The following is a 20,344-nucleotide window of genomic DNA, read 5'->3' as shown; positions in this document are numbered from 1 at the left end:
TTGCCTCTCTTTGGGTTATAATTCTGCGATTTGGTTTAGGTTTACTTCTGCAACTGTGTCATTACCAAACATAGAGATAATCATCTTCACTTTGTTATTATCAATTTCTGTAATCTTACCAGTGTAGTCTGCAAAAGCACCATCAATAATACGTACAGTTTGACCAACTTCAACATCGATATCAAACTCTTGTACAGTTTGTCCCATAGAAACCAAGATATCACGAATTTCTTGTTCCAATAATGGAGTTGGTTTTGATCTATTTCCGTGAGATCCGACGAATCCTGTAACATTTGGTGTGTTTCGAACAACAAACCAAGCTTCATCTGTCATGACCATTTCTACAAGAACATAACCTGGAAAGCGATTTTCTTCTACTTCTTTTCTCTTTCCATTTTTTTCAACTTGCACTGTTTGCGTTGGAATTTCAACGCGTAAAATATTATCCAACATATTGTAGGTTTGTGCACGTTGTAATAAATTTTCTTTTACCTTATTTTCATAACCAGAATAAGTTTGTAAAACAAACCACCCTTTATCAAAACTATCCATGATATTTCCTTTCATAAATAGAAGATTTTTAGTGTACTTTCACTACTCTTCTAAAAAATGTTAATAAATCGAATCAAACCTGAAACAATCAACTGGTCAAAAATGTAAATAATTACTACAAAGAAAGCTGTGTATTCCATGATAGAACGAAAATCTCTCCAGCTTTCCTTGCGAGTTGGCCATGTTGTGTCTTTAAGAAGTCTAAAAATATCTCCAATAAAACGCATCGCTCTCTCCTATCTCGTTTCTCTGTGTGTAGTGTACTTGCCACAATGCTTACAAAATTTATTTACTTCTAGTCGTGTAGGCTTGGGGGTTCCACTAATCTTGATTGAATAGTTTCTCGAACCACAAACCGCACAAGCTAGGCTTGCTTTTTTTAGTGCCATAACGCCTCCATCTTATCTATTATAACAAGAAAGCTAGGCTTTGACAAGCATCTTAGCGAAATAGATTGACTACCGAATCCCATATTGTTTGAGCCTTTTCCTTAATCTTCGCATCCGAGATAGCCCGACTAGCCTCATCTACTAGACTTTGCGCACGACTTCTAATATCAGAAAGGCTATTATCCGCCTGATTTTCTTCATTACTCTGTACTTGATTTCTTGTATTGGCTGGTGCAATTCCATTTTTCTTATATGCATTTTCAACTGTAAAGGTACTTCCTGGTGTATAAGGTAAAATGGTATTGGCAATATTTCTAAAGACATGAGCAGCACCATTTGATGTAGAACCCGCTAGATAGTGATTTTCATCAGTGGTTGGAAAACCAAGCCAGTGACTAATCACTACATCCGGAGTATAACCAATTACCCACTGGTCACTTGTGTACTCCGGATTGAAAACTGCTTCAGTTGTACCAGTTTTCCCTGCCATGACATAGTCTGCAGGTGATGAACTAATACCTGTTCCGTTTGTAAATGTACCCAACATCATACTAGTCATCTTGTCAGCTACAGCTTTATCAATCACTCGTTTTTGTGAATGTTTATGGCTCGCAATGACCTGACCACTAGCATTTTCAATTCTACTAATAAAATGAGCTTCCGGCATTAAACCTTCATTAGCAAAGGCAGCGTATGCTTGAGCCATTTGAAGAGGGTTGGTTTCAACACCACTTCCCAAGGCGACACCAAGAACACGATCGACCTTTTCCATGTTGAGTCCGAATTTTTCGCCCGCCTCAAAAGCCTTATCAAGGCCCAAATCATTAACAGTAGCAACAGCAGGCAGATTAAGCGATTCTGCCAAGGCTTGATACATAGGAACTTCTCGACTCGTTTTGATTCCTGCATAGTTATCAACCTTATAGTTGTTATACTGCATGGTATGGTTATCCAAGAGCTTATTCAAAGCCCAACCTGCCTCAACTGCTGGTGTATAAACAACTAAAGGCTTAATTGTAGAGCCAGGGCTACGTTTTGATTGGGTTGCATAGTTGAAATTCCGGAATCCAGTTTTATCATTGTCAGCAACCTGACCGACAACTCCACGAACTCCACCTGTTTTCGGTTCGAGAGCTACACTTCCTGATTGTGCAAATGTTCCATCCTCTGCTCTTGGAAATAGCGATGTATTCTCATAGACAACCTGCATATTTGCTTGGTAGTTTTGGTCCAGCTCTGTGTAAATGCGGTAACCATTATTGACAATCTCTTCCTCTGTTAGATTATACTTGGAAACGGCTTCATTAACCACCGCATCAAAATAAGAAGGATAGCGGTAATCTGAGATTTTTCCTTCATACTTATCGTGCAATTGCGAAGTCATATCAACTTCTGCAGCTTCGGTTTCTTGGTTTTTATCAATATATCCTGCTGCAACCATATTTTGCAAGACAGTGTCGCGACGATTAGTTGAATCTTCTACGGAATTCAAAGGATTATACAATTCCGGTCCTTTGAGCATCCCTGCCAGAGTCGCAGCTTGATCCAGACTCACCTCTGATGCAGAAACTCCAAAGTATTTCTTACTCGCATCTTCAACGCCCCACACACCATTTCCAAAATAAGCGTTGTTAAGGTACATGGTTAAGATCTGATCCTTACTATATTTTTTAGTCAATTCTAAAGCCAAGAAAAATTCTTTCGCTTTTCTCTCGACAGTTTGATCCTGTGACAAATAGGCGTTTTTAGCCAGCTGCTGGGTAATAGTAGAACCACCACCTGAACGACCAGCAGTGACAATCGCCAAGAAGAAACGGCCATAGTTAATTCCGTCATTTTTATAGAAAGAACGGTCTTCTGTCGCAATAACGGCATTCTGTAAATTTTTACTGATGTCAATCAGTTCAACGTAGGTTCCTTTTTGACCAGACAAGGCACCAGCCTCTTTTTCTTCACGGTCAAAAATAATAGTCCGAGTTTTCAAGGCATTTTGCAAATCATTGACATTGGTTGACTTGGCTACAGCAAACAAATAGGTTCCAACTAACAAGCCTGCACTCAAACCTAGTATAAGGACAATCTTTGTTAAATGATAACGACGCCAGAATTTTCGAATCGGACCCACTTGGGCTAATTTTTTTCGATCACTACGAGAGCGACGTAAGCTAGTAGACCCAGAATCCTCTGATTCACTTGTTTCTTTTTTAAAAAGAGAAAGAAATTTCTCGAATAATTTATCTAATTTCATGCGTTTATTTTATCATCTTCATCATAGGAAGACAAGAATTTAGCTATTTCCTATCCAAATAGGGCTTTTTTTGTTACAATATCTGTATGAAATTCACATTTACATTACCAGACTCTCTACCTCCAATGACGGTAAAGCAATTACTTGAGGAACAACTCCTCATCCCTAGAAAAATCCGTCATTTTTTGAGAATCAAGAAACATATTTTGATAAATCAAGAAGAAGTCCACTGGAACGAAATCGTAAATCCTGGAGATGTTTGCCAGTTGACTTTTGACGAGGAAGATTATTCCCAAAAGACGATCCCTTGGGGCAACCCAGACTTAGTGCAGGAAGTTTATCAAGATCAACACTTGGTTATTGTGAACAAACCAGAGGGGATGAAAACGCATGGTAATCAGCCAAACGAAATCGCCCTTCTCAACCATGTCAGTGCCTATGTTGGCCAAACCTGCTATGTCGTTCATCGTCTGGACATGGAAACCAGTGGCTTAGTTCTCTTTGCCAAAAATCCTTTTATCCTGCCCATTCTCAACCGCTTATTGGAGAAAAAAGAGATTTCTAGGGAATATTGGGCGCTTGTTGACGGAAATATCAACAGCAAAGAACTTGTTTTCAAAGACAAAATTGGGCGTGATCGCCATGACCGCAGAAAACGAATAGTTGATACAAAAAATGGGCAATATGCTGAAACGCATGTAAGCAGATTAAAGCAATTCCCAAACAAAACGACCCTTGTCCGTTGTAAACTAAAGACAGGGCGAACCCATCAGATTCGTGTGCACCTTTCGCATCATAACTTCCCTATTTTGGGCGACCCTCTCTATAACAGCAATTCAAAGACGAGTCGGCTTATGCTCCACGCCTTCCGACTGTCCTTTACCCATCCGCTTACTCTAGAGAAATTAAGCTTCACTGTCCCATCAGATACTTTTGAAACAGAATTAAAAAAGAATGGATGATTGTGTCATCCATTTTTCCATATAAGAAAAGCAAGACCAAGAGGCCTTGCTTTTTATCGACTCATGAATTATTTAGCAATTTTTGCGAAGTATTCAAGAGTACGAACAAGTTGTGCAGTGTATGACATTTCGTTGTCGTACCATGATACAACTTTAACCAATTGTTTACCGTCAACGTCAAGGACTTTAGTTTGAGTTGCGTCAAACAATGAACCGTAAGACATACCTATGATATCTGAAGATACGATTGGATCTTCTGTGTAGCCGTATGATTCGTTTGAAGCTGCTTTCATAGCTGCATTCACTTCATCAACAGTAACGTTCTTTTCAAGAACAGCTACCAATTCAGTAACTGATCCAGTTGGAGTTGGAACGCGTTGTGCAGATCCGTCAAGTTTACCGTTCAATTCTGGAATTACAAGACCGATAGCTTTAGCAGCACCAGTTGAGTTAGGAACGATGTTTGCAGCACCAGCGCGAGCACGGCGAAGGTCACCACCACGGTGTGGTCCGTCAAGGATCATTTGGTCACCAGTGTAAGCGTGGATAGTAGTCATCAATCCTTCAACAACACCAAAGTTGTCTTGAAGAGCTTTAGCCATTGGAGCCAAGCAGTTTGTAGTACATGAAGCACCTGAGATAACTGTTTCAGTACCGTCAAGAACGTCGTGGTTAGTGTTGAATACAACTGTTTTAACGTCGTTTCCACCAGGAGCAGTGATAACAACTTTTTTAGCTCCACCTTTAAGGTGTTTTTCAGCGGCTTCTTTCTTAGCAAAGAAACCAGTAGCTTCAAGAACGATTTCTACACCGTCAGTAGCCCAGTCGATTTGTTCTGGATCACGTTCAGCAGAAACTTTAACGAATTTACCGTTAACTTCGAATCCACCTTCTTTAACTTCAACAGTACCGTCGAAACGACCTTGAGTTGTGTCGTATTTCAACAAGTGTGCAAGCATAACTGGATCTGTAAGGTCGTTGATGCGTGTAACTTCAACACCTTCTACGTTTTGGATACGACGGAAAGCAAGACGACCGATACGTCCGAAACCGTTAATACCAACTTTAACTACCATTAGTGATTTCCTCCTTATGAAAATCATGAAATTTTTATTGTGAAAAGAGTAACTTGAATCACTACAAATCACCTTTCAACAAACCTATTATATAACTATTTGAGTTGAATTGCAAGTATGGGCATTGTTTTTCTATGTTTGTTTCTTTTTAAGGCTATAAATCAAGAACTTCCTTACTATTCATATCGTAGCGATTCTACAGGATCCATTTTACTAATTTTACGCGCTGGGAAGTAGGCTGAGACATAACCAAGTAATAGAGCGAAAGCTAGAGTTCCTAAAACAGATAAAAGATTTAATTCAAAAACCTTCGTGATGGATGGGTAAAAGTGATTTACAACCGCATTCGCCAAACTTCCCACCCCTTGTGCAACCAAAAATGCCAGCAGCAAGGCGATTCCTACAATCCAGATAGCCTCGTAAATAAAAATTCCTTTGACATCACGATTTTGATAACCAACTGCCTTCATGACACCTATTTCCTTAGAACGTTGCATGATATTGATGTAAATAATGATACCAATCATGACCGCTGCTACCACAATAGCTTGTGATGAAAGTACAATCAACAATCCCTGAATGACACGAATAAAAGTAATCACAATATCAAGAACCTTCTGTTGAGAAAGAACAGTATACTTCTTGTTTTTCTGCAATTCTTCTGTTATCGCTTTTGTTTGTGATGGATCTTTGAGTTCCAAGATAAAATAAGATACAGCTTTTGTAAATCCAGCCTCTTTCAAAATCGTTTCCATTTGATGAGACGGCATGAAACTGTTGCTGTCCTCCAAGTCATCTTCATCATTGATTACACGTACAATCTTTGTTTGAAATTGAGCAGTCTTGCTAGCTTCAGCATCATTTTCTACAATGCTGGCTGAGACTGATTTGCCAATAATATCACTAGCTGTCAGATTTTTTCCTGTCTGTTCATTCCAATTTTTTAGTAAACTGCTTGGAATCGTCAATCCCTGTTCATTTGAATCCGTATAGAGGGAACCGGCTAATACTTTGTCCGCCTCATTACTACTAACAGAAATACTTGTATCCTCATATAGACTCACTACTTGAGCATAAGAAGGCATCGTTTGACTCAGATCCATTTCTTGACCATCTATAGTCATATTTGACATGATCATCCCAAAAGGACTCTCCAAATATTTAATAGCTTCTTTGCCAACTGTATCCGTGATATAGTTCTTATCATCTTGGTTCAAAAAGCCTCGTCCAACATTTTTTGTGTTTAAAGCAATCTGAACTTGAGAAGGGATTTGACCTCCATTCGTATTTTCATCAATCATCGAAATCAATGCATTTCCCAAGCCGAAAGAAATTAAGACTCCTACAAAACCGATTGAGGTTGCTAGCGCAATCAATAGGTTACGCCATTTTCTTTCCATAAAGTTATTTAAAGAAAGTTTGAATTTATTTTTCAATGATAATCCTTTATTTTTTGACTTCTTCAACGACTTCACCATCCTTCATTTTGATAATCACGTCTGCATATTCAGCAACCTCTGGATTATGGGTTACAATCAGTACTGTTTTCCCTGTTTGGGCTAATTTTTTAAACACTTCCAATACCATTTCTTGGGATTGAGAATCCAGCGAACCCGTTGGCTCATCTGCTACAATCATATCAGGCTGATTTACCAGTGCACGCGCGATTGCTACACGTTGCTTTTGCCCACCAGAAAGCTGTTTAACATTTTTAGCAATAAAAGGCTCCATGCCCAAGTTACTTAATTGCTCCTTTGCAATCATTGTCATCTCCCTGTCAGATAAATCTTTGACATAGAGAGGTAGCTTGACATTGTCCAAGACAGACTGATGAGGAATGAGATTAAAGTTTTGAAACACAAATCCAATCTTGTTTTTACGAAATTGAGTTAGTTCAATCTCTGATAAGTCACGGAGAGATTCCCCTTTAAACTCTAAATCTCCTTCATATTGTCTATCTAAACCACTGATGATGTTTAGTAGACTGGTTTTGCCACATCCTGATGGACCGTAAATCGCTGTAATTTTACCTTTTGCAATCTGCAGATTTATATTCTTTAAAGCCTGCTCTTGATGTTTACCGTCCAAGGCATAAAATTTTGAAATATTTTTAATGGATAAAATGGACATTCTTTCCCCCTTATTTAAAACTGTTATCATTATACATCATACTGATAGAAAATCCTTCAAGTTGATTGACCCTATGGGCCTACTACTTAGAGTTTCCTCTCTATTGCCTCGTTTGCTTCTGGATGTATATCAAGTAATACTCTTCGAAAATCTCTTCAAACCACGTCAACGTCGCCTTGCCGTACTCAAGTACAGCCTGCGGCTAGTTTCCTACTTTGCTCTTTGATTTTCATTGAGTATAAAATTCATTTTAACAAAAAAGCGGCATTCCCTCAATGACAGAAATGTCACTCCTATAAACTCTTTAACGATATCTTTCTAGATCCTCGCTCCATTCATTATCTAAACTAACGATTAACTTCTCATTGCCAAACATCCTCGCCATCATTTTTGCTTCTTCATACTTTTGTTTGGCTGTATCATAATCCGTCTGAATATAATATTTCCACTCCACCATCAAGACAATCGGTTGTTTTTGAAAATCTCGTGTTTTTTGCCCTATTTTATTTAATGTCTCGACTGCCCTCTTAAAATAATGAAGCAACCCCATAATCTCTATACAAGTTAAAGAAGCTAACAAGGAGTCTCTAAGTAAGTCCAAACAATCGAACTCTATCTTATCAACCTGAGAACTTAGTTTGTCATGAAAACAAAGAATGGTTTCATGCTCAGATTCTTTTATCTCACCCATATTTAAACCATCCATTAACTGACAGTTGAAATACAGTCTCAGTTTCAACAAGTCCTCGGCTTTATATACATCTCTGGATAGTAAGTCTTGAAGACTGTCCTCAATCACACTGCTTCCATATAAGGAATTACTAGTCATTCTCACTGCATCTATAGCTTGAAGACAATCCACTAGCACTTTCTCATCACGTGGCAAATCATCATAAAAATTCTCAAAAATCTCATCGAAATATTCTTCCTTTTGTTCCTGCAACTCCTTGTCTCCATAGTCAGGATGATGTAAAAGAAAGTACTTTAATTCTTGGTAACGCTTCGGTAATTCCTTATAATCTGGCATCAAGACGTAGGACGGAATTTCTAATCTATCTGCAATATATTCTAGGGTTTTTATCGTCGGGCGAAATTCTCCTTTTTCAATCCGCACCAACTGACGCACTGATAATTCAGACTCATCCCCGCAAAAAACTGGACGACTAAGTCCTTTCTCCTCTCTTAAAAGTCGCACTTTATCCCCTAACTCATTTATCTTGTTCATTTGCCCCTCGCATGATTATTAAAGATTTGATTTTCAAATAAATATATGCGATGATTATACCATTTTTCAAATAGAATTACAAAAAAGAGACAGGATAACTCCTGCCTCTAAACTGATAAACAATTATTTACGGCGTCCTGGTCTTTCTTTGTAGCCATAGTATGCATCTTCGATGATTTCTTGCATATGGTCTACCATTGGAAGACGTGGGTTAGCTGGTGAACATTGGTCTTCATAAGCCAGGAAGGCTAATTTACGAGAATGTTCTTTCCATTCTTTTTCGTCAATTCCTTGGTCTCTAAAATTCATTTGGATCCCAATACGTTCACCGAGTTCGTAGACAGCTTTTGCGTAAGATTCAACCCCTTCTTCTGGAGTAGAAGCTGGAAGTCCAAGCATGCGTGCGATATCTTGGTATTTTTCATCTGCACGGTAGTAGTTGTACTTAGGCCATGTTGCTGTCTTAGCTGGACGTGTACCGTTGTAACGGATAACGTACGGAAGCAAGATGGCATTTGTACGTCCGTGAACTGTGTGGAATTGCGCACCAATCTTATGGGCCATTGAGTGAGAAATACCTAGGAAGGCATTGGCAAAGGCCATACCAGCGATTGTTGAAGCGTTATGCATTTTCTCACGTGAGTGGAAGTCTGCATTCTTAACTGAGCTTTCGAGATTTTCAAAGACCAATTTAATAGCTTGAAGTGCTAAACCATCAGTGTAGTCACTAGCCATTTGTGATACGTATGCTTCTGTCGCGTGAGTCAATACGTCCATACCAGTATCAGCAGCAACAAATCCTGGAACTGTCAATACCAAAGCAGGGTCTACAATTGCCACAGTTGGTGTCAATGAGTAGTCAGCGATTGGGTATTTACGGTTGTTTGCTTTATCAGAGATAACGGCAAATGGTGTTACTTCAGAGCCTGTACCAGATGTAGTTGGAATCGCGATGAATTTAGTCTTCTTACCAAGCAATGGGAACTTGAAGGCACGTTTACGGATATCCATGAATTTTTGGACAAGGTCACGGAAGTCCACTTCTGGTTGCTCGTAGAAAAGCCACATTACTTTGGCAGCATCCATTGGAGACCCACCACCGAGTGCGATGATGGTATCTGGTCTGAAGGCACGCATAATCTCAGTACCACGGTTTACAGTTGTGATATCTGGATCCGGTTCTACATCCGCAAAGATTTGGTAAACAACCTTATTGCGACGAAGGTCCAGTTGTTCGATGATACGATCAAGGAAACCAAGCTCTACCATGGCATGGTCAGTAACGATCATGACACGTTCAACGTCACGACATTTTTGAAGGTATTGAATTGAATCACGTTCAAAGTATGTTTTTGAAGGAAGTTTCATCCATTGCATGTTATTTCTCCGTCTTCCGACTTTTTTGATATTCAAGAGGTTAATGGCACTAACGTTATCCCCAACTGAGTTGCGTCCGTAAGAACCACATCCAAGTGTCAATGATGGCAAGAAGGCATTGTAAACATCCCCGATACCACCGAAAGTAGAAGGTGAGTTACAGATAACACGAATAGCTTTAACAGCTTTACCAAATTCTTTAGTCAATTCTTCGTCAGCTGTGTGGATGGCTGCTGAGTGTCCAAGACCGTTAAATTCAACCATTTGACGAGCCTTAGTAATACCATCTTCACGGCTTTCAGATTTCAAAACTGCGATAACTGGTGACAATTTTTCACGAGTCAATGGCTCATTTTCACCAACTTCTTTACATTCTGCAGCAAGAATATTTGTTCCTTCTGGAACTGTAAATCCTGCTTGTTCTGCAATCCAAGTTGCTGGTTTACCAACGATGTCAGCGTTCAATTTTGCACCAGCACAGTTTTTGCTGTTTGCTTTCACACCGAAGCAGAACTCTTCAAGAAGTGCTTTTTCTTTTTTGTTTACAAAGTAAGTATGATATGATTTGAACTCTGCTACAAATTCATCGTAAATTTCTTTGTCAATGATAACCGCTTGCTCTGAGGCACAAACCATACCGTTGTCAAATGATTTAGACATGACGATATCGTGCGCAGCTTGGCGGATGTTAGCTGATTTTTCAACATAAGCTGGAACGTTTCCGGCACCTACCCCAAGAGCTGGTTTACCACATGAGTAAGCCGCTTTAACCATGGCATTACCACCTGTTGCAAGGATTGTCGCAACACCTTCGTGGTTCATAAGGGCACTTGTTGCTTCCATAGATGGTTCAGTGATCCATTGCACACAGTTTTCAGGAGCACCAGCTGCGATAGCTGCATCGCGGACGATGCGAGCTGCATGAGCTGATGATTCTTGTGCTGATGGGTGGAAGGCAAAGACGATTGGGTTACGTGTCTTCAATGAAATCAATGATTTGAAAATAGCTGTTGAAGTTGGGTTGGTTGTTGGAGTGAGACCACAAATTACACCAACAGGTTCAGCAATCTTCGTCAACCCTGTAATTGGATCATCTTCGATAACTCCAACTGTTTTAACTCCACGCATGTTGTTTACTACGTGTTCACAGGCAAACAAGTTCTTAGTTGCTTTATCTTCAAATACACCACGTCCTGTTTCTTCAAAGGCATGTAAAGCCAATTCTCCGTGGGCATCCAAAGCTGCTACTGATGCTTTGGCAACGATGTAGTCAACTTGCTCTTGATCCAATTTACGCATTTCTTCAAGGGCAACTAGAGCTTTTTGAACCAACTCATCTACGTGTTTTTCAGCAACGAGTTTCTTTTCCTCTGGTGTCACAGTTTTTTTATCAGCCATATTTTCCTCCATAGCTTTCAAGGATCGATATCCTTTGTTAATTTTTTCACAAGTTTATTATAACGTATTATTTCAACTTTGTAAACAGTTTCATAAACATTTCACAAAGAATTTTTAAACTCTTGTGAAACTTTTCTCATTTTCTTTTCTTATCAGGTTTTATCTTTGAAGTTTGTGAAATTTATTTCAAATATTTTTTATTTCACAAACTTGCTTGGAAGAGAGATTTGGAAAGAAAGGGATTTACAGGTAAGCGCTTACCTTGTAATTCTAATAATACCTCCTTTGATAAGGAGGCTTTATTTTTGTTGAAAAACGCCTTGTTTAAAAGTTCCTTCATAAACGACTTCTTGTTCTGTTGTTAGTTTCCCTTTTCCTTCAGCCTGACCATTTACAAAATCACCTTCGTAGGTCCAGCCTTCTTTAGATTGAAAGGTACCTTTTCCGTTGAAGGCTCCATTGTTGAAGCCACCTGTATATTGGTCTCCATTTTGGAAGGTAATGGTACCTTGACCATTCATTTTACCACGGACAAGACTGCCATCATAAACAATCGTTCCATTATCGAGTTTTAAGACACCTTTTCCTGGAATATTTAGAAAAAAGACGAGTACAGCACAGAAAACAATGGTAACTACTGCCAAAAGCTCTAATCGTGGACGAGTCAGATAGACACGATACTTTTCGTAAAAATTCGTAAGATTTTCCACCTTAACTCTCCTTTTCTAAACGTTCTAACCAAGCTTGACAGCCCTCTTGAACACGTCGATAGGTTTCTTCAAAATCTCCTGTATACCAAGGGTCTGGAACACTTTCAGATGAAAATGAGTAAATCTTATCTTGACAGTCTACTGGACACATCTGACGTAAGTCAGAAATATTTGAAGCGTCCATTCCGATAATATAATCAAAGGCTTCAAAATCTTCCTTACTAATCTGAAGCGATGTCTTGTTCTTGTCATAAGGAATCTCATACTCTTGAAAAATTCCCTGAGTCCCCTTATGAATCGGATTGCCATGTTCCCAAGAGGAAGTTGCTCGACTTTGGATTTCGTAGTTATCTGTCATTGATTTCATAACAAACTCGGCCATAGGGCTACGGCAAATATTTCCCAGACAGACAAAGACTAATTTTTTCATCCCATTTCCTTTCTTTTATAGAAAAACGGGAGTTCGTGATCCCGTCTTATTTTTCAATTGCGCCTTCTAGTGAAGCTGTTTCTTTCAGCGGTAATACTGTCTTGATAGCAGCTAGTTCAAAAGTCAAGTAAACTCCATCTACGTCAAGAACTATTGTTCCCTTCTCCGTATCTACTTCATCGACTGTTCCATAAAGTCCACCGATTGTAATCACTTCATAGCCTTTTTGTAGTTTATTTAAGCTTTCCATACGCTTTTGAGCTTGTTTCTTTTGAGAGCGTTGCATAAAGAACATCAAGGCCATCATACCTACAAGCATGATTAAAAAAGTAATATTTGGATTCATTGTTTTCTCCTTTGTCTTTTACATAGGACTACTATATCAAATTTCAGCTACTTTTACAAGATTGTACCTTACTTTTCTGGTAAGAAAAACCAGAGCTTACGCCCTGATTTTTAGGATTATTTCAAGTTTCGAACAACTTTTACAAGATTTTCTACAGTAAAGCCATATTCTGCCAATACTTTTGGTGCTGGGGCAGAGGCTCCGAAGGTATCAATACCTAGAACGGCACCATCGAGACCAACATATTTGTACCAGTTTTGACTTGCACCCATTTCGACTGCAACACGACGGCGGACTGCATTTGGAAGAATCTCTTCCTTGTAAGCTGCATCTTGTTTATCAAAGACATCTGTAGATGGCATGCTGACTACGCGGATTTTTTCGCCTTGACTAGCCAATTCTTTAGCAGCTGAGACAGCAAGATTAACCTCTGAACCTGTCGCAATCAAGATGGTATCAAAGTCGGCTGCATTTTCATATACAACATAAGCACCTTTAGCAACCTTGTCGAAGTCTGTTCCATCTTCAACAGTCAAGTTTTGACGTGTCAAGACAAGGGCAGTTGGTGTTTTCTCACTTGTCACTGCAAGGTACCAAGCTGCTTGCGTTTCACGCGCATCTGCTGGACGGAAAACATTTAGATTTGGCATAGCACGAAGACCTGCTAAATGCTCAACTGGTTCGTGAGTCGGACCATCTTCCCCAACTGCGATTGAATCATGGGTAAAGACATAAGTCACAGGAAGTCCTTGTAAGGCTGACAAGCGGACAGCTGCCTTCACATAGTCAGAGAAGACGAAGAAAGTTCCACCGTATACACGAAGTCCACCATGAAGGGCCATCCCGTTCAAGATTGTTCCCATTGCAAATTCACGAACACCAAACTGAATGTTACGATTCAAGCGATTGGTATCGTCTTGAAGTCCATCCGTCTTGATATAAGTCATGTTTGAGTGAGCAAGGTCAGCTGATCCACCTAGGAAGGTTGGTAATTTAGCTGCCACAACATTCAAGGCATCTTGACTTGAATTACGAGTTGCTTGAGAAAAACCATTTTCTAAAGCTGGGAAGTCTGCTGGAGTCACTTCGACTGGATCACGTCCGTCGATGATGGCTTCTACTTCTGCAGCCAGTTCTGGATGAGCTTCTTTATAATCTGCAACTAATTTAGTCCAAGCTTGATAAGCTGATGCGCCACGGTCTGCAACATGTTCTTTGAAATCAGCATATACTTGTTCTGGAATTTCAAATGGTTCGTAGTCCCAACCGAGGGCTTGACGAGTTGATGCAGTTTCATCTGCTCCAAGAGGGGCGCCGTGTACAGCATTAGTTCCTTGTTTGTTTGGAGAACCGTATCCAATAACCGTCTTCACTTCAATCAAAGATGGCTTGCCTGAAGCTTTTGCTGTTTCGATAGCAGCATGGATGGCTTCCAAGTCTGTTCCATTTTCAACCAAGGCAGTATGCCAACCGTAGGCATTGTAACGGTCACGAACACTTTCTGTAAAGGAATCCTTTGTCTCACCATCCAAGTTGATATCATTTGAATCATAAAGAACAACCAACTTATCAAGTTTTTGCAAACCTGCGTATGAAGCTGCCTCGCTTGAGACACCTTCCATCAAGTCTCCGTCTCCACAGATAACGTAAGTATAGTGGTCAAAGATATTGTAGCCTTCACGGTTATATTTGGCTGCCAAGAAACGTTCTGCTTGGGCAAAACCAGTAGCAGTTGAAATCCCTTGCCCTAGAGGACCTGTCGTAGCATCAATCCCTGCCGTATGACCAAATTCTGGGTGACCTGGTGTTTTTGAACCCCATTGACGGAAACTCTTAATCTCATCCATGCTGACATCTTCAAAACCAGAAAGGTGAAGAAGGGCATAAAGGAGCATTGAACCATGACCTGCTGAAAGAATAAAGCGGTCACGGTTGATCCAGTTTGGTTGAGCTGGATTGATACGAAGTTGTTTTGTAAAGAGGCTGTAAGCCATCGGAGCCGCTCCCATAACCACACCTGGGTGACCTGAGTTGGCTTTGTTGATAGCGTCAATACCTAGGAAACGAATTGCATTAACAGATAGATTTGACATAGAATTTCCTTTCTATTTGAGGTGATTAGTGAATCACACATTCTATTTTACTATTATATGAAAATTATCCGTATCATGCAACATACGGATAACCTCCAAAGAATATTTTTATATTATAGCAAAGCTTTAAATTGAATGTTAGAGTCTTGTTCAAAACAATCGTCAAAACCACGTGGATGATGGTATTCTACTAAGTGTTGATCTTGAGGATAAGTATACTTACCGCCAACTTCCCAGATAAATGGATGGAAATCGTATTGCAAGCGATCTTTTCGCATTTTCCAAAGTTCTAGAATCTCATTAGTAGAAGCCATGAAGTTAGACCAGATATCATAGTGAACTGGGATAATGACTTTGGTACGCAGATTTTCTGCCATACGAAGAAGGTCGATAGATGTCATTTTGTCTTGGATACCTACCGGATTTTCACCATAGTTATTCAAAGCAACATCAATTTTAAAGTCTTTACCATGTTTTGCAAAATAGTTTGAGAAGTGAGAATCTGCACCATGATAGATGGTTCCACCTGGTGTTTCAAAGATATAGTTAACAGCCTTTTGAGCCATTTCTTCATCTGTAACAGCTAAGCCAGCAAGTTCACCGCCTGTCTCATCAGCACCGTTCACTGGGAGAGTTACCAAGCAAGTACGGTCAAATGATTCTACTGCATGAATCTTCATATCTTTTAATTCGATAGTGTCACCTGGCTTCACAACGATGATACGTTCTTTTGGAACACCCCATCCTTCCCAGATTCGTCCACAGTGGTAAGGACCGATAAACTTAACATGCTCTAACTTAGGATTGTTGAGAATTGCTGCAGCTGTGTATGGGTCGATATGATCACTATGGAAGTGTGAAACTAAGTAATAGTCTAGTTCGTTGATAGCAAATGGATCGATAACCATTGGCTGAACACGCAAGTTTGGTTGCAACTTACGAACACCAGCCATATTTGCCATTTGGTGCCCACGAACCATATCTTTCACTTTTTTGGTTGATTTTCCACGATTTGACCAAAGGTCCATGACAACGTTAGCACCAGCTGGTGTCTTAATCCAAGTACCACAATTGCCTAGCCACCACATGGCAAAGTTGCCTTCAGCTACGACTTCTTCTTCTATTTCTTCGTTGAGCCAGGTCCCCCACTCTGGGAAAGTAGCTAAAATCCATGACTCTCTTGTAATTTCTTTGACGTTTGGCATATGTTGCCTCCTTTGGATATAATTGTTATCTTTGAGATTAGTATACCACCCTTCAAAACACTAAAAAAGACCAAGAAAAACACAGGTTTGTGTTCATCATTGGACTGTCCTTCAAATATCTTCCAAAAAAGCTTGAACTACTATTTCTTGATTTATAAGTGTTTGAACCTCTTCTTGGAACTTACTAGCCAACTTGCTGTCTACAATATAAGACGAAATAAGACTAGAAAGATTTTCACTGAAACTTTTGCCCTCATTACGAAATATATTGTGTTTAAGATAGTCTAGCATTTTCAAAATATCTTCTGCTTCAAGGATAGGATTAACCCTTAAAATCGGAAATCTGCTATCCAAATCATCATTAGTAGTAATCACTACATCAACTTGTGCAATATCTTCCACACTCTTAAATTGTTCTGTTGTAAATACAGTGTCAATTTGCTCATTTGGAAAATAAAGTTTGCATTGTTTCAGCAAAAGTCTCGAAACCGCAACACCTTCATCACAAACGAGATAAACTTTTTTCATATTTTTTTGAGACGATGGTGTATACTTTAAAAATCCTCCAATATGGATCGTCAAATAGGCAATATCATCGTCTGTTAGCCGAATAAACCATGCTCCTTCTAAAATTTCCGCAGATTTTCTAGTGACTAAAAATAATTCTCCATACTTGGATCGAATTTGTTTTGTTAGAGGATTTTTAGAAAAAATACCGTAAGTCTTTCTAAATAACAAGGCTTTACAGTGGATCATCAAATTTCGTAACAAATCATCCTTGTTCTCAATCTCCATTCGGATTTGTGATTCAAAATACCAGATAAATTCTTCTAAAGCAAGTTTTAATTGCCGAAAATCATCACTTTCTGCATGAATATCCAAATCTTTACGATAGGAGAGGAGAAGAACAGCTACAAGAGAAACTTCAAGTTCTGACAAAGAAATTTCAAACTTTTGAAACAACCGTTCTCCTAATTTCTTAGACACCTGATACTCTATTCTTTTTCTTATCAAAGAAAATTCTTTCTCTATATCCTGATGTCTTTCTTGATACTGTTCAACATTGTGACAGCTTAACAGCAAATAAGGTAGAACCTGCAACATAAAAGTTACTTCATGATGGTTTATTCTCTTCCCTAAATCTTGTTCAACTAAAGGAACCTGTTCCTTAAAAAATTGGTTCATTTCAACAGAAAGCAAACACTCATCATCTAACCTCTCTTTCATCTTATCTTCTAAAATAGATACAAAAGTGGCATTTTCTTCCATAAAAATATGATATAGAAGCGATTGAAGATACTGAATTTTATTAAGAGGGTGGGCATGAAGGTGGTATCCCTGTGACTTGCTCACTTGCAAGGTCACCTGATATTGTTCCAAAGTTAGTTGATAACGAATACTATTCAAATCATTGAGAACAGTATTCCTAGATACCTCTGTTAACTCTATCAATTTTTCAATCGTAATACGTTCTTTAGAAATACCTATCCATAGTAACATTATCATCATACGTTCATGCGCACTCATGATATAATCGTACGAATCTACTTCCGATAATAGTTTACAACAAGCATCTCTCTGCTCTTCCGTTAAGTGAATACCAATTCGTGGAATACTAATGATGTGAAGCGCCTCGTCACCCAGAGCAGCATTGATTTTGTCAATGTGATAATAAATTTTCCTTCTTGACTCTTTCAAATCTTTCGAAATCGCCATAATCGTTTTGGACGTTTCTTGATCCATCAAATATTGAAGTAAATCACAACTTGCCTTATCCAGTACCATATTAAAAAATCCCCCAAATCTATTGATATCACAGCAATTCTTTTTATTTTACCATATATATATCAAGCGCTATTTCTAAAAAATCTTTCAAAATTACTTCAACTCCAACTTTACTCTCAATAAAAATCAAATGTAAAAAGAGGAGCTAAATTTATCTTTTTCTCCTCCTTCGTCGTTCTTACTTTTGACCATAATAAGCATTTGGTCCATGTTTACGTTGGTAGTGTTTTTCTAGTATGTACTGGGGAGCAGGTTCAACTCTTGGATTGATTTGTTCTGTAAAGCGATTCATCTTTGATACTTCCTCTAGTACGACAGAGTGATAAACAGCATTCTCTGGATTTTTGCCCCAGGTGAATGGACCGTGATTGCGTACAACAATTCCTGGTACTTCAACCGGGTTAAGTCCGCGATGTTCAAACTCTTCTACGATAACCAGGCCAGTATCTTTTTCATAGGCCACTTCTACTTCATCCTTGGTCAAACTACGGGCACAAGGGATTGAACCGTAGAAATAATCTGCATGGGTTGTTCCGTAGAAAGGAATATCACGACCTGCCTGAGCCCAACCAACAGCTTCTGTCGAATGGGTGTGAACCACACTACCAATTTCTGACCAAGCCCTATATAATTGCACATGAGTTGGGAGGTCGGAAGATGGTCTTAAATCCCCTTCTAGGATCTTACCATCTAGATCAGTCACTACCATGTTTTCAGGTGTCAATTCGTCATAATCCACGCCTGATGGCTTGATAACAATGACACCGAGTTCGCGATTGACTTCCGATACATTCCCCCAGGTAAATTTGACAAGTCCATGTTTTGGCAATGATTGATTGGCATCACAGACTCGTTTACGCATAGCATTGATTACTTGATTCATCTTACATCAAACCTGCTTTCTTAATGAGTGGATAGAGAAAAGCTTGCGCCTCTTGAACGGCTGCGCGTGTTTCTTCTACTGTTTCACAATTTTCAGACCACATTTCGATTAGGAAAGGTCCATTATAATTGGTTTGTTTTAAAATATCGAAAGCTTCTTCCCATTTGACACAACCTTGCCCAAAAGGTACATCTCGGAACTGCCCCTTTGAACTTTCTGTCACTGCATAAGTATCCTTGAGATGGAGAGCTGCGATGGCATGATGACCAAGATAAAACTCACTATAGATATCATTATGCCATGCAGACACATTACCAATATCTGGATATACAAAGAGGAAGGGAGAGTCAAGCTCTTTTTCTATAGCCAAATATTTTTCGATGCTATTGATGAAAGGATCATCCATAATTTCAATAGCAAGTACCACCTGAGCTTCTTCAGCCCAATCACAGGCTTTTCTCAAATTTTTGATAAAACGTTGGCGTGTCTGGGGTGACTTTTCCTCATAGTAAACATCGTAACCAGCTAATTGAATCGTACGAACTCCCAAGTCTTGAGCTAATTCGATACATTTTTTCATGAGTTCTAGAGATTTTTCCTCTAGAACTGGATCTTTTGAACCCAATGAGTAGCGACGATGGCCTGAAAAACAGATAGAAGGAATACGAACACCAGTTTCATAGATTGCTTTGACAACTTCCAAGCGTTCTTCCTTACTCCAGTCAAGTCTTGCTAAACGCTCGTCACGTTCGTCAATAGACATCTCGACAAAATCAAAGCCTAACTCCTTGGCAAAATTTAAACGTTCTAGCCAAGTACAGTGTGTTGGGGTTGCCTTTTCATAAATTCCAATTGGACGTACCATGATTTACCCCCAAATTCGTTTGATTTCATCCTTGAAGGCACGCGCTGCTCCTGCTGGATCCGCAGCCTCTGTAATTCCACGACCTGCGATAAAGGTAAAGACATCAACACCTTCAAAGAGTTTGAGAGTATCTACATCTAGACCACCTGTTACAGATACACGGAAGCCCATGTCAATGAGTTTTTTAACCTTATTAAGGTCTTTTTCACCCCAAGTTTCACCAGCAAGAAGAGCATCACGAGATTGGTGATAAATAGCTTGTGAAATACCTGCATCTAGCCAAAGCTGAGCTTGTTCAAAAGTCCAATCGCCATAAAGCTCGATCTGGATTTCGCCTCGTTCTCCTCGTTCAGTCTTGATAGCCTTTAGAGCTGCTTCCATAGTAGGGATGGTTGCACAACAGATACAAGTCATCCAGTCTGCTCCACGAACCGCATTATTTTTAGCAACTGTTCCACCAGCATCAGCACATTTTGTGTCTGCCACAATAATCTTATCTGGGAAAAGGCTACGCAAGACTTCAGCCAGTTCACTTCCAACTTGAAGCAAGCAAACAGTTCCAGCTTCGATAATATCTACTTCCTGACCAACAGAAACAGCTGCTTTAATCGCTCCTTGCAAGTCTGAATGGTCTAATGCAACTTGTAAATTAGGTATTCTTTTTGTCATT

19 protein-coding genes are annotated in these 20,344 nt (G+C 39.4%); 1 reads left to right on the top strand and 18 read right to left on the bottom strand.

Translation table 11 applies throughout. From position 1 onward, the window contains the following. Positions 1 to 15: 15 nt before the first annotated feature. The 4 genes from nusG to pbp2a are packed head-to-tail and all read right to left on the bottom strand — an operon-like array spanning position 16 to position 3,189. Complete coding sequence (gene nusG / locus HT703_RS07905; RefSeq protein WP_000376740.1) at positions 16 to 552, bottom strand: transcription termination/antitermination protein NusG; 537 nt, start codon at positions 550 to 552, stop codon at positions 16 to 18. Between the two features lie 50 nt (positions 553 to 602). Then, positions 603 to 779: a preprotein translocase subunit SecE gene (gene secE, locus HT703_RS07900; RefSeq protein WP_001210991.1), complete on the bottom strand. Its 177-nt coding sequence runs from the start codon at positions 777 to 779 to the stop codon at positions 603 to 605. 9 nt (positions 780 to 788) lie between these two features. Beyond that, complete coding sequence (gene rpmG, locus HT703_RS07895; RefSeq protein ID WP_014017356.1) at positions 789 to 941, bottom strand: 50S ribosomal protein L33; 153 nt, start codon at positions 939 to 941, stop codon at positions 789 to 791. A gap of 52 nt (positions 942 to 993) precedes the next feature. Next, positions 994 to 3,189, bottom strand: coding sequence for a penicillin-binding protein PBP2A (gene pbp2a / locus HT703_RS07890; RefSeq protein WP_000762650.1), 2,196 nt, complete (start codon positions 3,187 to 3,189; stop codon positions 994 to 996). Positions 3,190 to 3,275: 86 nt separating this feature from the next. On the opposite strand from pbp2a, the gene HT703_RS07885 reads away from it, so the two are divergent. Then, on the top strand, positions 3,276 to 4,151 hold the full coding sequence (locus tag HT703_RS07885; RefSeq protein WP_000673119.1) for an RluA family pseudouridine synthase: 876 nt from the start codon (positions 3,276 to 3,278) through the stop codon (positions 4,149 to 4,151). A 68-nt stretch (positions 4,152 to 4,219) separates the two neighbouring features. On the opposite strand, the gene gap is transcribed toward HT703_RS07885, so the two are convergent. The 14 genes from gap to HT703_RS07815 form a co-directional block, all read right to left on the bottom strand. Then, a complete protein-coding gene (gene gap, locus HT703_RS07880; RefSeq protein ID WP_000260684.1) occupies positions 4,220 to 5,227 on the bottom strand; it encodes a type I glyceraldehyde-3-phosphate dehydrogenase in 1,008 nt (335 codons plus the stop codon). A 176-nt stretch (positions 5,228 to 5,403) separates the two neighbouring features. After that, on the bottom strand, positions 5,404 to 6,705 hold the full coding sequence (locus HT703_RS07875) for an ABC transporter permease (protein ID WP_007284918.1): 1,302 nt from the start codon (positions 6,703 to 6,705) through the stop codon (positions 5,404 to 5,406). Then, on the bottom strand, positions 6,674 to 7,357 hold the full coding sequence (locus HT703_RS07870) for an ABC transporter ATP-binding protein (RefSeq protein WP_138700662.1): 684 nt from the start codon (positions 7,355 to 7,357) through the stop codon (positions 6,674 to 6,676). Before HT703_RS07870 ends, HT703_RS07875 begins: the two co-directional genes overlap by 32 nt. Positions 7,358 to 7,661: 304 nt before the next feature. Continuing rightward, positions 7,662 to 8,582, bottom strand: a complete 921-nt coding sequence (locus tag HT703_RS07865) for an XRE family transcriptional regulator (protein WP_119942052.1) — start codon at positions 8,580 to 8,582, stop codon at positions 7,662 to 7,664. A 123-nt stretch (positions 8,583 to 8,705) separates the two neighbouring features. Continuing rightward, positions 8,706 to 11,357, bottom strand: coding sequence for a bifunctional acetaldehyde-CoA/alcohol dehydrogenase (gene adhE / locus HT703_RS07860; RefSeq protein WP_172921587.1), 2,652 nt, complete (start codon positions 11,355 to 11,357; stop codon positions 8,706 to 8,708). Between the two features lie 299 nt (positions 11,358 to 11,656). Continuing rightward, on the bottom strand, positions 11,657 to 12,067 hold the full coding sequence (locus HT703_RS07855; protein ID WP_000429499.1) for an MORN repeat-containing protein: 411 nt from the start codon (positions 12,065 to 12,067) through the stop codon (positions 11,657 to 11,659). A gap of 1 nt (position 12,068) precedes the next feature. Beyond that, positions 12,069 to 12,497 (bottom strand): low molecular weight protein-tyrosine-phosphatase, encoded by a 429-nt coding sequence (locus HT703_RS07850; RefSeq protein WP_000737440.1) that lies wholly within the window; start codon positions 12,495 to 12,497, stop codon positions 12,069 to 12,071. Between the two features lie 46 nt (positions 12,498 to 12,543). Next, positions 12,544 to 12,843, bottom strand: coding sequence for a preprotein translocase subunit YajC (gene yajC / locus HT703_RS07845; protein WP_001069051.1), 300 nt, complete (start codon positions 12,841 to 12,843; stop codon positions 12,544 to 12,546). Positions 12,844 to 12,959: 116 nt separating this feature from the next. Further along, the gene (gene tkt, locus HT703_RS07840) at positions 12,960 to 14,936 is read right to left on the bottom strand and encodes a transketolase (protein ID WP_054388132.1); all 1,977 of its coding nucleotides are present in this window, start codon (positions 14,934 to 14,936) and stop codon (positions 12,960 to 12,962) included. 113 nt (positions 14,937 to 15,049) lie between these two features. Beyond that, positions 15,050 to 16,141, bottom strand: coding sequence for an L-ascorbate 6-phosphate lactonase (gene ulaG / locus HT703_RS07835; RefSeq protein ID WP_023937010.1), 1,092 nt, complete (start codon positions 16,139 to 16,141; stop codon positions 15,050 to 15,052). 111 nt (positions 16,142 to 16,252) lie between these two features. Continuing rightward, entirely contained in the window at positions 16,253 to 17,926 is a 1,674-nt protein-coding gene (locus HT703_RS07830; protein ID WP_172930017.1) for a transcription antiterminator, read from the bottom strand. Between the two features lie 178 nt (positions 17,927 to 18,104). Further along, complete coding sequence (locus HT703_RS07825; RefSeq protein WP_138705874.1) at positions 18,105 to 18,809, bottom strand: L-ribulose-5-phosphate 4-epimerase; 705 nt, start codon at positions 18,807 to 18,809, stop codon at positions 18,105 to 18,107. 1 nt (position 18,810) lies between these two features. Further along, positions 18,811 to 19,674 (bottom strand): L-ribulose-5-phosphate 3-epimerase, encoded by an 864-nt coding sequence (locus HT703_RS07820; protein WP_172930016.1) that lies wholly within the window; start codon positions 19,672 to 19,674, stop codon positions 18,811 to 18,813. Positions 19,675 to 19,677: 3 nt separating this feature from the next. Continuing rightward, positions 19,678 to 20,343 carry a 3-keto-L-gulonate-6-phosphate decarboxylase UlaD gene (locus HT703_RS07815; RefSeq protein ID WP_000166727.1) on the bottom strand — a complete coding sequence of 222 codons (666 nt, stop codon included), beginning with the start codon at positions 20,341 to 20,343 and terminating at the stop codon, positions 19,678 to 19,680. Position 20,344 lies beyond the last annotated feature (1 nt).

The organism is Streptococcus sp. 3874 (assembly GCF_013276425.1).
GTDB lineage: Bacteria > Bacillota > Bacilli > Lactobacillales > Streptococcaceae > Streptococcus > Streptococcus pseudopneumoniae.
This window is presented reverse-complemented; position numbering and strand designations above follow the sequence as displayed.